Raw genomic sequence first — 14,488 nt, forward strand, 5'->3', positions numbered from 1 at the left:
GAGTGAGCTGAGGCCAGCCGGCCGTGACGAAAGGGTTCAACAGTGACGTCCGCAGATTCCGCCTGGGGTATCGGCCTGGCCACGGTCACGGCAGACGAGCAGGTGCTCGACACCTGGTACCCGACCGGCAAGCTGGGCCTGGGCGAGCTGCCCCTGGTCGCCGGCGAGGACAAGGCGGACGTGCTCGACCTGCCACCGGCGGCGCTCGGCGACCGCCCCCTGCCCGGCCTGCGTACCGTCCAGGTGGTCACCGTGATCGGCTCGCTGGACGAGCCGATCAAGGACGCCCCCGACGCGTACCTCCGGTTGCACCTGCTGTCGCACCGCCTGGTGCGACCCAACGAGATCAACCTGGACGGCATCTTCGGCAAGCTGGCCAACGTGGCCTGGACGTCCGCCGGGCCGTGCCCTCCGGAGCGGGTGGACGAGCTGCGGGTGATCGAACGGGCGGCCGGTCGCCACCTGGCGGTCTACGGGGTGGACAAGTTCCCCCGGATGACCGACTACGTGGTGCCCTCCGGCGTGCGGATCGCCGACGCCGACCGGGTCCGCCTCGGCGCGCACCTGGCCGCCGGCACCACTGTGATGCACGAGGGCTTCGTCAACTTCAACGCCGGCACGCTCGGCGCCTCGATGGTGGAGGGCCGCATCGTGCAGGGCGTGCTGGTCGGCGACGGCTCCGACGTCGGCGGCGGCGCCTCGATCATGGGCACGCTCTCCGGTGGCGGCACCGACAGGGTGAGCATCGGTGAGCGGAGCCTGATCGGCGCGAACGCCGGCATCGGCATCTCGCTCGGCGACGACTGCGTGGTCGAGGCCGGCTGCTACATCACGGCCGCCTCGAAGATCACGCTGCCGGACGGCCGGGTGGTCAAGGCCCGCGAGCTGTCCGGCGTCGACGGGCTGCTGTTCTGGCGCAACTCGGTCACCGGCGCGCTGGAGGCGAAGCCGCGTACCGGCCGGGGCATCGAGCTGAACGCCGCCCTGCACCTCAACGACTGACGCACCCGCCGGGTCCGCGGCGCTCGGCCGCGGACCCGGACGGGGTACGCCTCAGCGCAGCCGGTACGCCTGGATGATCCGTTCGGTCACGGTGTTACCCGCGGCGTCCCGGGCGGTGGCCCGCAGGGACGCGTGACCGGGCCCGGCGGGGTGCCGGACGGTGGCGGTCCAGCCGTGCCGGCCGTCGCGCACCTGGGCGGCCTGCCAGGTCTTGCCGCCGTCGTAGGAGACGTCCACTGTCAGCCTGGTCACCCGCGACCCGGGGGCCCCGGGTTGACGCTGCACCTGGACCGGGACGACGAAGCTCCGCCCGGCCGGGGCGCTGCCGTCGACCCGCAGCGGCGGCGCGAAACGCACCGCCATCAGCGGCAGCCGGACCGGCGTGTCGCCGGCGACGTGCCGCGACCGGAACGTCCAGCTCGACTCCACCTCGGTGCTCAGGTCGGTGAGGCTCCGCTTCGCCGACGCGACGAGCCGGTAGTCCGCCGCGCCCGCCGGCACCGTGAAGTCCCCGTAGCCGGCGTACTCGCTCTCACCGACCAGCTTGCCGTCGCGCCAGAGTTCGGTGCGCTCGCTGTCGTTGAGCGAGCCGCCCGGGTGCCCGGCGGCGTCAGTGAACATCGGCAGGTCGACAGAGATGACGTCGCCGACCCGGGTGACGCTCTGGTGCGGCCAGCGCGGGGCCGGGAACGAGGGCCCGAAGGGAGCCTGGTTCCACACCTCCTGGACCGTCCGACCGGCCCGGTACGCGGTGGGCGTCGAGAGAAGCACGGCCTGCGGAATGAACCAGCCCTCGTCGTCCCGGGTTCCGAAGTAGAGCTCGGACTCCCACCGCACGTTCCTGGTGTTGTAGTACTCGACCCGCTGGCCGGGCACGCCGGTGGGCAGGATCAGCGCGGAGCCGCCGACGTTGTACTCCGGAACGGGATACACGATCCGCTCGCTTTCCAGGCCCGGGTAGCCGTCGTCGCGGAACCGGTGCACGACGGTGGCCAGGTCGCGTCGGGCGTAGTCCCGGACGAACCCCGTGGGCATCCGGCCGGGAACGGCCTCGGCCAGCGCGTACAGGTAGGGGCTGTGGTCCGTCTCCGGCTCGATCCACTGGCTGCTGACGGTGGCGACGAACCGGTCGGCGGACACCCGCCTACCGAGGTGCCCACTGGTCAGGCCGGTGAACGTCTCCGCCCAGATTCCGATGCCGTACCCGCTGCCGTCCGCTGCCGTGAAGTTTCCGCTGACGTCGATGAGCGCCGGGGTGGCCTTCCGGTCCGGAACTGTCATCCGTACCGGCTCGGCGCGACGGGCGTCCACCACGACCCGGGTGTCCCGCTCGACGGTCAGGTCGGGCTGCGCCAGCAGGGACATCCCGCGCTGCTCGTCCTCCGGGCCGGGCTCGGAGACCAGACTGGTCAGGCCGTATCGCCCCTTGGGCAGCCGCACGCTGGCCACCCCGTCCGAGCTGGCCAGGTCCCAGAAGCCGAAGGAGTCCATCCCGACCACTGTGCTCCAGTGGTCCGAGGTGCGTTCGCCGGAGCGGTTCAGGTGCTCCACGGTCAGCGTGTAACTCTCCACCTCCCGGTGCACTGCCAGCGGGGTGACCGCGACCGTCGCGCCGGAGCGGGCCACGATCCGCCCGGTCCAGTAGCCGTCCACGTCGCCGATCCGGGTGTTCGCGGTGACGGTCGTGGCGGCGGTTCCGCCCGCCGGCACGGTGAGCCGGTCGGCGCCCAACTGGAAGAGACCGGCCGGCAGCGCTTTGCCGCCGGGGCCGGCGCCCTCGACGCTCAACTCCACGGTGACCGGGGCCGAACCATCGTTGTGCCAGGTCACGGTGCGGGTGATCGGTGCGTCGTCGGTGTGCGGCCAGAGCGTACGCCCGAACGAGACGCTCACCGGATCGGTGCTGACCTGCTGGGTGATCGCGTGCGCGACGTCGACCCGCCCGGCGCCCTGCTGGTACGCGGTCTGCTCCGGATGCGGCTTGGCGGCGGCCATCAGGGTCGCCTTGAGCCGGTCGGCAGGCCATCCCGGGTGCTGCTGGGCCAGCAACGCGGCCGACCCGGCCACGTGCGGGGTGGCCATCGAGGTGCCGGAGATCGCGACGTAACGGTCCCCCACCGGGTCGCCGATGACGCCGTTCGCGGACCGTGCGGCGACGATGTCGACGCCGGGCGCGGTGATGTCCGGCTTCAGCGCGTCGTCACCGACTCGTGGGCCCCGGCTGGAGAATCCGGCCAGTTCGTCGTCGCGGTCCACAGCGCCCACGGCCAGTCCGGCGTCGGCGGAGGCCGGGGAGCCGACCGAGCCGTCCGTGCCGTCGTTGCCGGCGGCGAGGACGAAGAGCGCGCCGGTCTGCGCGGTGAGCGTCTGCACCGCCTCCTCGAGCGGGTCGATCTCCGGGGTGTCCCAGCCGCTGAGGCTCATGTTCACCACCGCCGCCTTCTTCTCGACGGCGGCCCACTCCATGCCGGCGAGGATCGCCGAGTCGGAGCAGCCCTGGTCCTCACAGACCTTGCCGTCCAGCAGCGTCGCGTCCGGGGCCACGCCCCGGTACCGGCCGTCGGAGGCCGCGCCGGAGCCCGCGATCGTCGAGGCCACGTGGGTGCCGTGGCCGACGGTGTCCCGACCGTCGGTCACCTCGGTGAAGTTGCGCGCCTCGGCGACCTTGCCGACCAGGTCCGGGTGGGTCGCGTCGACGCCGGTGTCCAGCACCGCCACCGAGACACCCTTGCCGGTGAACCCGGCCGCCCACGCGGCGGGCGCGCCGATCTGCGGCACGCTGTGGTCGAGGGTCACCCGACGGCGACCGTCCAGCCAGATCCGCTCGACGCCCCCCGCCGCGCCGAGCCGGGACGCGCTGGGACCGGTCACCGTCGCCCAGACGTCTGCGAGGGAGGACTTGGCGGTGGCCAGGGCGACGCCGTGGATCGCCGGCAGCTCGCGGGTCACCCGCGTGCCGGGCAGGGCCGTCTGCGTACGCCGGGCGGCGCCGGCCGAGCCGGACGTCATCAGCAGCGGCAGCGTGTCCCGGCGGGCGTCGTCGTATCCCGCCTCGATCAGCCCGGTGATGTCGAAGAGCCTCCGGTCGACCCGGCCGGAGCGCAGCAACGGCAGCGCGTCCGTCGGCGTCACCGAGAGCCGTCCGCGCTGGCGCTGGATGACGAACCGCACGTTATCCCGGCCGGCGCCGGGCCGGGCCGAGGCGCCGGCGGCGGTGACTGTCACCCGGTCACCGGTGATCAGTGTGACCGTCTTGCTGGTGGTGGCCCCGATCGCCGGTCGCGCGCTGGGCGCGGTGGCCGTGGCGGCACCGGTGGACGGGCTGGCCGTGGCGATCGTCGGCGTGCCCAGCACGAGGGCTGACACGGCGGCGACAGCTGTGAGAATTTTCCTCCGTCGATGCAACTGATCCTCCTTGATGGAGCGTCGACACCTGTGAGAGTGCATTGACAGCCGCCAGTATTACATACCCGGTATGCAATAAAGGGGTCGAAAATATGACGGACCCGCCAACCCTCGACGGGTTCGGCAGGCATCATCGACCGGGTGACCTCCATGAAGGACCGGATGCTCGCCGGTGAGCCGTACCTCGCCGACGACCCGGAGATCATCGCCGACCTGGACCGGGCCGCCCGGCTGATGGAACGCTTCAACACCAGCCCTGCGGACGACCCGCAGGGCCGGTTCGCGGCCCTGCGGGAACTCCTCGGCGACCTGGGCGAGGACACCTGGATCCGTCCACCGTTCCACTGTGACTACGGCTGGCACATCCGCATCGGACCGCGCAGCTTCGTCAACTACCAGGCGGTCTTCCTCGACGTCGCCCCGATCACCATCGGCGCCGACGTCCAGATCGGACCGAACGTGCAGCTGCTGACCCCGACCCATCCGGTCGAGCCCGGGCCGCGCCGGGACAAGTGGGAGGCGGCCAAACCGATCACGATCGGCGACAACGCCTGGCTCGGTGGCGGCGCCATCGTCCTGGCCGGCGTGACGATCGGCGCGAACACCGTCGTCGGCGCGGGCGCCGTGGTCACGAGGGACCTGCCCGCCAACGTGGTCGCTGTCGGCAACCCGGCCCGGCCGGTCCGCGAACTCACCTAGACCGGGGTCAGACGCGGCCGTTCTACGCCGCCGGGCGCTCCGCCAGGCGTACCACCAGATCGGCCCGGTCGGCGGTGGGCGTGATCAGGGCGGCGTTGGTCTCGTCACTGCCCAGCGCCCAGGCACGGGCCTCCTCCGGAGACCGACCGAACGCCTGGTGTCGGGCCGTCAGCCTGCGCTGTCGCAGATCGGCGTCCAGATCGAGAAACCACGCCTCGTGCAGCAGCGGCCGGATCTCCTCCCAGGGGAGATCCCGCAGCAGCAGATAGTTGCCCTCGGTCACCACCAGCCGGACCGACGGCGGCACCTCGATGGCGCCGGCCACCGGCTCCTCCAACTCCCGGCGGAACTCCGGCGCGTACACCGACGTCGGCTCCAACCGGCGCAGCCGGCGCAGCAGCGAAACGTAGCCGTTGGCGTCGAAGGTGTCCGCCGCGCCCTTACGGCCGGCCCGACCCAGCCGGACCAGCTGCGACTGCGCCAGGTGGAATCCGTCCATCGGCACCAGCCGCGCGACCGAGCCGACCCCGGCCACGATCCGCTCGGCCAGGGTGGACTTGCCGGCGCCCGGAGCGCCGGCGATGCCGAGCAGTTGACGCGGACCCGCCTCGGCCAGCTCCGTCGCCCGCGAGATCAGCTCGTCGAGGGACAGCACCCGGGCCGGCGGCATCAGCCCAGGACCGGGTCGCTGATGGTGAACCGGGCCTGCACCGCCGCGTGCACGGTCTGCGGCTGCGGGTCCAGTTCGAGTTCCGGCCGGCCATCGCCAGCGCCACCACCGCCGAACGCCGCACGGGCGAACATCGGCCGGTCCACGGGGCCGGCGTCGGCCAACTCGATCAGGGAGGTGACCTGGGCGCCGAGGGCCTCCGCGTACTCCCGGGCGCGCAGCAGCGCGTCGCTGATCGCGGCGTGTCGGGCCGCCCGGTGGGCCGGGCTGTCCGGACGAAGCTCCCACCACGGGCCGGCGACCTCGACCTGGTCCTGGTCGGCGAGTCGGAGCAGCAGCTCGCCCAGGGCGGTGAAGTCGGTGACGGTGACGGTCGTGGTGACACTGCCGTGCCAGGCGACCACCCGCTCACCCGAGCGCCGCGTCTCCGGCGACACCCGCAGGTCGCCGGTCTCCCGACGCGCCACCGCCGGGCCGGAGCCGTCCAGCAGCACCCGGACGGCGGCGGCCCGCTCGGCCAACCGGGTCAGCGTCGCCTCCCGGTCCCGGTCGCGCGCCGTCGCGGTGACGGTGAACCGGGCCAGCTCGGGCGGCACCTCCTGGTACGCCTCGCCGCGCACCTGCACCACCGGACCGTCCACCGCCATGCCCCCAGCCTAGTCAGCCACGGGAAGCCACGCGGTGTAGGAAACCGCCTCCGGGTCGACCTGACACTCCGTCAGGTGCCCACCGCAACCACCCAGCTCGCGCAGCCAGGCGACCTCGGCCGCGTGGTCGCCGTCCGCCGGGAACCGCCGCGACCGACCGGCCAACCGCCGGTCCCGCAGCGCCGACCGGGCCGCTCGCGCCTCCGCGTACCGCTCGACGAGCGCCGGCCCGTCGTCGGCGCGCAGCGCGGCGGCCAGCCCGTCCAGGAAGAGGCGGACCTCCGCCAACTCGTGCAGCACCCGGTCGCGGTTGGCGAGCAGCATGTTCGCGGTCCGCTCCGCCGGTGTGCCGGCGACCCGCGTGCCGTCGGAGAAACTGCCCGCCGCCAGGGCCAGCACCGCGTCGCGCAACGGCGCCCGCTGCGTCGCACCGGCCAACGCGCCAGCCAGCAGGTGCGGCACGTGGGACGCGAGCGCGGCCACCGAGTCGTGCGCCGACGGGGACATCGGCACGATCCGCGCGCCGAACACCTCCGCCAGCAGCCCGGTCAGCCAGCGGAAGGCGACGGTCGCGGGACCGGGCGCCGGACAGAGCACCCAGGCGGCCCCGGTCAGCAGGGTCGGTGACGCGGCGGTCAGGCCGGCCGACTCCGCGCCGGCCATCGGGTGCCCCGGAACGAACCGGTCGCCGACCCCCAGCCGGTCGGCGGCCTCGGCCACCTCGACCTTGGTGCTGCCGACGTCGGTCAGCACGCAGCCGGGCGCGGTCAGCTCGGCCACCCGGGCCAGGGTGTGCGGCAGCGTGGGCAGCGGGCCGCAGAGGAAGACCAGGTCCCGGCCCTGCACCGCCTCCTCGACAGTGGCCGGGGCGAGCACACCTCGGAGCCGGGCGCCCTCCCGGGTCGCCGGGTCCGGGTCCCATCCGGCGACGTCAAGACCGGCCTCGTCGAGGCGCAGCAGCACCGAGCCGCCGATCAGGCCGGTGCCGAGCACCGCCGCCCGTACCCCGGCGTACCGCCCGGTTCCGCCGTCGGTCATCGTCAGCCCGCCCGGGGTCAGACCCGCAGCCGACCGGCGACCGCCGCGACATGCTCGTCGGACTCGGTCAGCGCGACCCGGACGTGCTGCCCGGCGCTCGGGCCGTAGAACGCGCCGGCCGCGACCAGGATGCCGCGTCGGGCCAGCCAGTCGACCGTCTGCCAGCAGTCCTCGCCCCGGGTCAACCACAGGTAGAGACCCGCCTCGGAGTGCTCGATGGTGAACCCGGCCTCGGTGAACACGGCGGCGAGCACCTCGCGCCGGGCCCGGTAGCGCTCCCGCTGCTCCTCGGCGTGTCGTTCGTCGTCCAGCGCCGCCACCATCGCCGCCTGCACCGGGGCGGGCACGATCATGCCCGCGTGCTTACGGACCTTCAGCAGCTCGGCGACGAGCGCCGGGTCACCCGCGACGAACCCGGCCCGGTAACCGGCCAGGTTGGACCGCTTGGACAGCGAGTGCACCGCGAGCACCCCGGCGTAGCTTCCACCGCTGACCTGCGGAGACAACACCGAGACCGGCTCGGCCGACCAGCCGAGCGGCAGGTAGCACTCGTCGCTGGCGACGACCGCGCCGCGCTCGCGGGCCCAGTCGACCACCTTGCGCAGGTGCGCGGCGGGCAGCACCCGCCCGGTCGGGTTGCCGGGCGAGTTGACCCAGACCAACCGGACCCGCGAGGTGGGGCCGACCGAGGTGAGCGAGTCGGTGCGCACGACAGTGGCGCCGGCCAACCTGGCGCCGTCCTCGTACGTCGGGTAGGCGACCGACGGCACCACCACCACATCACCCGGACCGATGCCGAGCAGTGTGGGTAGCCAGGCCACCAACTCCTTCGAGCCGATGGTCGGCAGCACACCGAGGCCGTCGACGCCGGCGCCACAGGACCGGGACACCCACGCCGTGATGGCGGCCCGCAACGCCGGGGTGCCGGCGGTCAACGGGTAGCCGGGGGCATCGGACGCGTCAGCCAACGCCCTGCGGATCACCTCCGGCACCGGGTCGACCGGCGTGCCCATGGAGAGGTTGATCAGCCCTTCCGGATGCGCCGCGGCCACTGTGGCCGCGGCGTCCAGGGTGTCCCAGGTGAACTCGGGCAGCCGCGACGAGACCGGCGCGGGCCGGTTCAGTGGCCCTCGCCGCGCGGCGGCTGCGCGGCGACGAAGGTGGCGTCCTTCTCCACCTTGCCGATCTTCGAGGCGCCGCCGGGCGAGCCCAGCTCCTCGAAGAACTCGTAGTTCGCGCCGGTGTAGTCCTTCCACTGCTCCGGGACGTCGTCCTCGTAGAAGATCGCCTCCACGGGGCAGACGGGCTCACAGGCACCACAGTCGACGCACTCGTCGGGGTGGATGTAGAGCATCCGGTTGCCCTCGTAGATGCAGTCGACCGGGCACTCCTCGATGCATGCCTTGTCGAGCACATCCACGCACGGCTCGGCGATGATGTAGGTCACCGGTCTTCTCCTCCGCAAGACACGCCGCGATCTCCGCGACGGTAAGAGCCTAGTATCTCGCCGGGGAGGGGGTGAACCGTGCTCCGACAGCAGGATGTTGGATATCGAATCGTGGTCCGCCGGATTGTGGGGATTCGCGAAGGCCGCCCGCTGTTCTCCGATGCCCTCGGCGAGTTGGTCGAGCTGAGCGAGACTCATCTCACTCTGGCGACCGAGCAGGGTCCACTCCGTGTCCCGGTGACCCAGGTCCACCGCGCCAAGCGCGTACCGCCGACCCGTCGGCCGACCGCCGCCGCCGTCGCCGCTCTGGAACGGGCCGCCGACGAGGCCTGGCCGGCGCCGACCCGGGGCCGGCTCGGCGACTGGTTGCTCCGGTCGGCGCAGGGCTGGACCGGACGGGCCAACTCGGCGCTGCCGATCGGCGACCCGGACCGCCCGCTGGCCGCCGCCGTGGACGCCGTCGAGCGCTGGTACGCGGAGCTGGGCCAGCCAGCGATCATCAACACGCCGTTGCCGCTCGCCGCGCCGGTCGGCGCCGAACTGGACGCCCGCGGCTGGGACGTCCGCCCGCCGACGCTGGTGCAGACCGCGCCGCTCCCCCTGCTGGCGGCCGCGTCCGCCGGGCAGCCGCCCGACCCGGCCGCCGGGCCCGGCAGTCCGGCCACCGGGCCGGGCGAGGTAGCGGCCGGGCCGGGTGACGTGGCCACCGGGCCGGGCGACGCCCGCGGCGGCTGGGGCGACGCGGGCGTGCCGCCGAGCGGTGTGACCGCCGGGCCGGGCGACGCCGGTGGTCGGCCGGGCGACCCCGGTGGTGGTGGGTGGGACCGCGCGGTCGTCGAGCTCGCCACCGCGCCGAGCGCGGAGTGGTTGGCGGTGGCCGCCGGGCGCAAGGGCGGCCTACCGGAGGCCGCCCGACACGTGCTCACCGCCGTGGACCAGGTCCGCTTCGCCCATGTGTACGCCGACGGCACGCTGGTCGCGATCGGTCGGGGCACGGTGACCGGGCAGGGGCGTTGGCTGGGGCTCAGCCTGATCGAGGTGCTGCCGGTGGCCCGCCGGCAGGGGTTGGCCCGCCGGGTGATCCACGAACTGTCGGCCTGGGGCGTGTCCGGCGGGGCGACGCGGACGTTCCTCCAGGTGGAACAGCGCAACGAGGCGGCGGTGGCGCTCTACCGGCGGCTCGGCTTCACCACGCACCACACCTACCTGACCCGCGTCGCCCCCGCGCGTTGATCGACTCGACTTTCCGAAAGGCGGGGCATCCCCGACGTCGGGAGGCCCCTCCTTCAAGGAAACCGAGTCGATCAAGCCCGCCCGGCCGCCCGGCCGCCCGCAGCGACCTGACCGACCGGCCGGCCGTCAGCGGCGGACGACGCGGCGCGGCTTGGCGGCCCTGACCTCGGCGTACCGCTTGAGCTGCTGGGAGCGGTAATCCCGGCCGAGCGCGGTGAGCACCAGGTAGCCGAGCAGCACACCGGCCCCGGTGGCCAGCAGGTAGAGCCAGATCTGGGCGAAGAACGTCGGCGCGCCACCGGCGAACGGATTGTGACCGACCAGCAACGGCCCGACCAGCACGGTCAGTAGCATCGCCACCGGTACCACGAGGGCGATGTCCGCCGCCCAGCCCGCCACCGGTCGGCGGCGACCCCAGCGGAAGACGACGACGGCGAGGATCAGGCCGAGCACCACGAACATCACCAGGGACACCCGGTCGGCCGCAGTGTCGCTGGCCGCGTCCTCACCGTCGAAGCCGAGCCGGATGATCAGTCGGGCGACCACGTTGACCGCGAACAGCGCCGCCACGAGCACACCGACGTCCCGCCACCGTCTGTCCATCGCCAACCCTCCTGCCGTACGCCCCGTCGCGGGGCTCGCATCCCTGGCAGGAATATCTACCACCCTTACCTGGGTGACGTCATCAGCCGCCGAGCGGGTGCGGCGGGGCGAGGATCTGCCGGAAGCCCATCACCGCGAACGTCATGGCGCCGACCACGATCATCGCCAACCCGACCCAGTTGTCGCCGGCCAGCAACAGGTCGCCCTCGCTGGTGCGGACGGCGGCGAGGGCCATCAGCGCGAACCACGGCACCGCCGGCAGCGCCACCGCCCACCGGCGGCCGACCGTCTCGTACGCGAACCAGCTCAGCGCGATGTTGGCGCCGACGGCGAGCAGCACCGAGACGCCGATCAGGTGACCACCGACGCGGACCGTGGCGAGCAGCAGCTCCAGCACGCCGGTCAGCACTCCGGCGACCACCACGACGACCCCGCCGGCCACCCGTAGCCCCAGCTCCAGCAGTCGCGGCGGCGGCCCCGCCGGGGGCGGAGCCTCCTGGTCGTCCACTACCGTCATCGGGGCGGCGGGCACCGTCACCGCAGGCCCGCCGCCGAGACCGGGGACCGGTCCGGGGCGGTCTCCACGGGCAGCCCGGCGAAGAGGTCGTCCTCCCAGCCGTACGGCCCGGCGCCCGGGCCCTTGTCGCCGACCGCGAGGGTGAAATATTCCACGCCCATGAACTCACCGCCGAAGTTGCCGGCGATCGAGTAGAGCCACGAGTTGGCCGGGATCTGGGTGGCGTGCGCCCGCATCGCGGCCTCCTTGGCCGTGTGCTGGTCGGTGCCGTCGATCCGGGCGGCGATCTCGGCGTCCGGGGTGCCGAAGGGCAGGTCGGCAACGTCTTCGATGCCACCGAACGGGTTGTCGGAGGACTCGGCGAAGTGCGACATGCCGGCCTCCAGCACGCTGAGCGGCATGGCGGTCCAGTAGACCTTGAGCGGGGCGCAACCCTCGGCCGCGGCCAGCTCCACCGCGCGCATCGCCACCCGGTGTGCCTGGATGTGGTCCGGGTGGCCGTAGAAGCCGTTCGGGTCGTACGTGATCAGCACCTGCGGGCGTACCTCCCGCAGGATCTCGACCAGGTGCCCGGCGGCCTCGTCGAGGTCGGCCTGCCAGAAGGCCCGGGGGTGCTCGTTCGTCGCGAGTCCCATCATCCCGGAGTCGCGGTAGCGTCCGGCGCCGCCGAGGAAGCGGTGGTCGCTGACGCCGAGGGCGGCGCACGCGGCGGCCAGTTCGCCGATCCGGTACCCGCCGAGCTGGTCGGCCTCGGCGGCGCAGAGCTGGGCCAGCGCGGGCACGTGGATCTCGCCCTCCTCGCCCAACGTGCAGGTCACCAGGGTGACGTGCGCGCCGTCCGCGGCGTAGTGCGCCATCGTCGAGCCGGTGCCGATCGACTCGTCGTCGGGGTGCGCGTGGACCAGCAGCAGGCGGCGGTCGGGCAGCGTCGTCACGACGGTCACTCTAACCGGCGGTCTCCCCCCGGCCGGTGTTGACGCGTCCGCGCAGGTCGCCCACATCACCTGGCGGACCGCTCTACGATTTGGCGTGTGGACTTTCCGGAGCTGGCCGCCCGCACCCGCCGGTTCAGCCACGGCGCGCCACGTGCTGTCTCGGTGGCAGAGGACGGCTCCCGGGTGATCTTCCTGCGCTCCGCCGGTCCCGAGGACCCGGCGGACGCGCTCTGGCTGCTGGACGTGAGCACCGGCGAGGAACGGCTGGTCGCCGATCCGGCCGCCCTGCTGGGCGAGGAGGGCGAGCCCCGGTCGCTCAGCCCGGGTGAGCGCGCGCTGCGCGAGCGGCTGCGCCTCAGCGCCGACGGCATCGGCTCGTACGCGCTGGACGCCGCCGGCCGGGTGGCAGCGTTCGCGCTGGCCGGGCGGTTGTTCCGGGCCGATCTGGTGCACGGCGACGTGGTCGAGGTCGCCACCGTCGGTCCGGTGCTGGACCCTCGCCCGGACCCGAACGGGCAGCGGTTGGCGTACGTGACCGACGCGGCCGACGGTGTGCGCCGCGGCGAGTTGCGGGTGATCGACCCGGACGGCACCGACACCCTGCTGGCCGGCGAGGACGCCGGGGTGAGCTGGGGGCTGGCCGAGCACATCGCGGCGGAGGAGTTCGGCCGGTACCGGGGTTACTGGTGGGCGCCGGACGGTCGTACCGTGCTCGCCGCGCGGGTCGACGAGTCCCGGCTACAGCGGTGGCACCTGCACGACCCGGCCGATCCGGCGAGCGCGCCCACCACCGTCGCGTACCCCCGGGCCGGCGGGCCGAACGCCGAGGTCAGCCTGCACCTGCTGGACCTCGACGACGGCTGGGTCGACGTGCACTGGGACCGGGAGACCTACCCGTACCTGACCGGGGTCAGCTGGGGCGAGGGCAGTCCGCTGATCACCGTGTTGCGCCGCTCCCAGCAGCACGGGTTGGTGCTGGCGGTGGACCCGCGCACGGGCGAGACCCAGGTGCACGCCGAGCTTGCCGACCCGCGCTGGGTGGAGCCCATCGCCGGCACGCCGGCGCACCTGCCGGACGGCCGGGTGCTGGTCGGCGGGGAGTTGGCGCACGACGGCTACGACGCACGGTGCCTGTTCGCCGACGGCACCCTGCTGACCCCGCCGTCGCTGTACGTGCGGCGGGTGGTGGGTCGGCTGCCGTCCACCAGCGGCCCGGCCGACCTGCTGGTGGAGGCGAGCGACGGTGAGCCGAGCGAGCGGCACCTGTTCCGGGTGCGGACCACCATCGGCGGCGGGGTGGACGCGCGCCGGCTCACCACCGACTCGGGCTGGCACACCGCCGCCGTCGGCGGCGACACGGTGGCTGTCGGTGTCGCCTCGTTGGACCACGCCGGGGTGCGCTGGACGGTGCGTCGCGGCGACCAGGAGCTTGCCGAGCTGCGGTCGTTCGCCGCCACCCCGCCGTATTCCCCGCTGCCGCTGCTGGAGCGGGTGACCGACCGCCGCCTGCCGGCCGCGGTGCTCTACCCGGACAACCACGTCACGGGCCGGCGGCTGCCGGTGCTGCTGGACATCTACGGCGGCCCGGGGCACCAGGAGGTGGTGGCCGCCCGAGCGGCCTGGCTGGAGCGGCAGTGGTGGGCCGACGCCGGGTTCGCGGTGGTCACCATCGACAACCGGGGTACGCCGGGAGTCGCGCCGTCGTTCGAGAAGGCGATCCACCGCCGGGTGGCCGACGTGATCCTGACCGACCAGATCGACGCGCTCAGCGCGCTCGCCACCAAGCACCCGGACCTCGACCTGGAGCGGGTGGCGGTGCGCGGCTGGTCGTTCGGGGGTTGGCTGGCCGGGTTGGCGGTGCTGCGCCACCCCGAGCTGTTCAAGTGCGGCATCGCGGGCGCTCCGGTGACCGACTGGTCGCTGTACGACACCGCGTACACCGAGCGTTATCTGGGGTTGCCGGAGGACGGCATGGACGTCTACGCGCACCACTCGCTGGTCGAGTTGGCCGCCGAGCCGGTCACCGGCCCGGACCAGGCCCGCCCGTTGCTGCTGGTGCACGGCCTGGCCGACGACAACGTGGTGGCCGCGCACACGCTGCGGCTCTCGGCGGCGCTGCTGGGCTCGGGTCGCCCGCACGCGGTGCTGCCGTTGAGCGGGGCCACCCACATGGCGGCGAACGGCACGGCCGAGCGCCTGCTCCCGCTGGAGCTGGACTTCCTCCGCACCCACCTGGGCTGACCGCCGTCGGCGTCGCCGCCGCGGCGGCTCCGACCGCGGCGGTGGATCTTG

The 14,488-nt window shown here is 73.5% G+C and carries 13 protein-coding genes; 4 read left to right on the plus strand and 9 right to left on the minus strand.

Going from position 1 to position 14,488, the window contains the following annotated elements:
* Window positions 1-42: 42 nt before the first annotated feature.
* The gene (gene dapD / locus O7634_RS04865) at window positions 43-1,002 is read left to right on the plus strand and encodes a 2,3,4,5-tetrahydropyridine-2,6-dicarboxylate N-succinyltransferase (RefSeq protein ID WP_278148964.1); all 960 of its coding nucleotides are present in this window, start codon (window positions 43-45) and stop codon (window positions 1,000-1,002) included.
* A 51-nt stretch (window positions 1,003-1,053) separates the two neighbouring features.
* Here dapD and O7634_RS04870 read toward each other — a convergent pair whose 3' ends face one another.
* Window positions 1,054-4,407: a S8 family serine peptidase gene (locus O7634_RS04870; RefSeq protein ID WP_278148965.1), complete on the minus strand. Its 3,354-nt coding sequence runs from the start codon at window positions 4,405-4,407 to the stop codon at window positions 1,054-1,056.
* A 141-nt stretch (window positions 4,408-4,548) separates the two neighbouring features.
* Here O7634_RS04870 and O7634_RS04875 point away from each other — a divergent pair, with 141 nt between their 5' ends.
* Window positions 4,549-5,106: a sugar O-acetyltransferase gene (locus O7634_RS04875; RefSeq protein WP_278148966.1), complete on the plus strand. Its 558-nt coding sequence runs from the start codon at window positions 4,549-4,551 to the stop codon at window positions 5,104-5,106.
* Between the two features lie 22 nt (window positions 5,107-5,128).
* Here the strand turns inward: O7634_RS04875 and O7634_RS04880 are convergent, their stop codons facing one another.
* From O7634_RS04880 to fdxA, 5 genes are read right to left on the minus strand one after another with little or no spacing between them, the layout of a single operon-like run.
* Window positions 5,129-5,776, minus strand: a complete 648-nt coding sequence (locus O7634_RS04880) for a nucleoside/nucleotide kinase family protein (RefSeq protein WP_278148967.1) — start codon at window positions 5,774-5,776, stop codon at window positions 5,129-5,131.
* Window positions 5,776-6,423: an SIMPL domain-containing protein gene (locus O7634_RS04885; RefSeq protein ID WP_278148968.1), complete on the minus strand. Its 648-nt coding sequence runs from the start codon at window positions 6,421-6,423 to the stop codon at window positions 5,776-5,778. The genes O7634_RS04880 and O7634_RS04885 overlap by 1 nt, the downstream gene beginning before the upstream one ends.
* A 9-nt stretch (window positions 6,424-6,432) precedes the next feature.
* Window positions 6,433-7,461: a prephenate dehydrogenase/arogenate dehydrogenase family protein gene (locus O7634_RS04890; RefSeq protein ID WP_278148969.1), complete on the minus strand. Its 1,029-nt coding sequence runs from the start codon at window positions 7,459-7,461 to the stop codon at window positions 6,433-6,435.
* A gap of 17 nt (window positions 7,462-7,478) precedes the next feature.
* A complete protein-coding gene (dapC, locus tag O7634_RS04895; RefSeq protein WP_278153875.1) occupies window positions 7,479-8,585 on the minus strand; it encodes a succinyldiaminopimelate transaminase in 1,107 nt (368 codons plus the stop codon).
* Entirely contained in the window at window positions 8,582-8,908 is a 327-nt protein-coding gene (fdxA, locus tag O7634_RS04900; protein ID WP_091422126.1) for a ferredoxin, read from the minus strand. Before fdxA ends, dapC begins: the two co-directional genes overlap by 4 nt.
* Window positions 8,909-8,986: 78 nt before the next feature.
* On the opposite strand from fdxA, the gene O7634_RS04905 reads away from it, so the two are divergent.
* Complete coding sequence (locus tag O7634_RS04905; protein ID WP_278148970.1) at window positions 8,987-10,141, plus strand: GNAT family N-acetyltransferase; 1,155 nt, start codon at window positions 8,987-8,989, stop codon at window positions 10,139-10,141.
* Window positions 10,142-10,267: 126 nt separating this feature from the next.
* Here the strand turns inward: O7634_RS04905 and O7634_RS04910 are convergent, their stop codons facing one another.
* The 3 genes from O7634_RS04910 to mshB all read right to left on the minus strand — a co-directional run bounded on the left by O7634_RS04910 (window position 10,268) and on the right by mshB (window position 12,205).
* Complete coding sequence (locus tag O7634_RS04910; RefSeq protein WP_278148971.1) at window positions 10,268-10,744, minus strand: hypothetical protein; 477 nt, start codon at window positions 10,742-10,744, stop codon at window positions 10,268-10,270.
* An 82-nt stretch (window positions 10,745-10,826) separates the two neighbouring features.
* Complete coding sequence (locus tag O7634_RS04915) at window positions 10,827-11,261, minus strand: hypothetical protein (RefSeq protein WP_278148972.1); 435 nt, start codon at window positions 11,259-11,261, stop codon at window positions 10,827-10,829.
* Between the two features lie 17 nt (window positions 11,262-11,278).
* Window positions 11,279-12,205, minus strand: a complete 927-nt coding sequence (gene mshB, locus O7634_RS04920; RefSeq protein WP_278148973.1) for an N-acetyl-1-D-myo-inositol-2-amino-2-deoxy-alpha-D-glucopyranoside deacetylase — start codon at window positions 12,203-12,205, stop codon at window positions 11,279-11,281.
* An 87-nt stretch (window positions 12,206-12,292) separates the two neighbouring features.
* On the opposite strand from mshB, the gene O7634_RS04925 reads away from it, so the two are divergent.
* Window positions 12,293-14,437, plus strand: coding sequence for a prolyl oligopeptidase family serine peptidase (locus O7634_RS04925; protein ID WP_278148974.1), 2,145 nt, complete (start codon window positions 12,293-12,295; stop codon window positions 14,435-14,437).
* The last annotated feature ends 51 nt before the right edge of the window (window positions 14,438-14,488 follow it).

Source organism: Micromonospora sp. WMMD1120 (assembly GCF_029626235.1).
Taxonomy (GTDB): Bacteria; Actinomycetota; Actinomycetes; order Mycobacteriales; family Micromonosporaceae; genus Micromonospora.

Coding starts and splice junctions, on each gene's coding strand:
- O7634_RS04880 (WP_278148967.1), bottom strand. CDS start 5,776: ATGCCGCCGGCCCGGGTGCTGTCCCTCGACGAGCTGATCTCGCGGGCG.
- O7634_RS04885 (WP_278148968.1), bottom strand. CDS start 6,423: ATGGCGGTGGACGGTCCGGTGGTGCAGGTGCGCGGCGAGGCGTACCAG.
- O7634_RS04890 (WP_278148969.1), bottom strand. CDS start 7,461: ATGACCGACGGCGGAACCGGGCGGTACGCCGGGGTACGGGCGGCGGTG.
- O7634_RS04910 (WP_278148971.1), bottom strand. CDS start 10,744: ATGGACAGACGGTGGCGGGACGTCGGTGTGCTCGTGGCGGCGCTGTTC.
- O7634_RS04915 (WP_278148972.1), bottom strand. CDS start 11,261: ATGACGGTAGTGGACGACCAGGAGGCTCCGCCCCCGGCGGGGCCGCCG.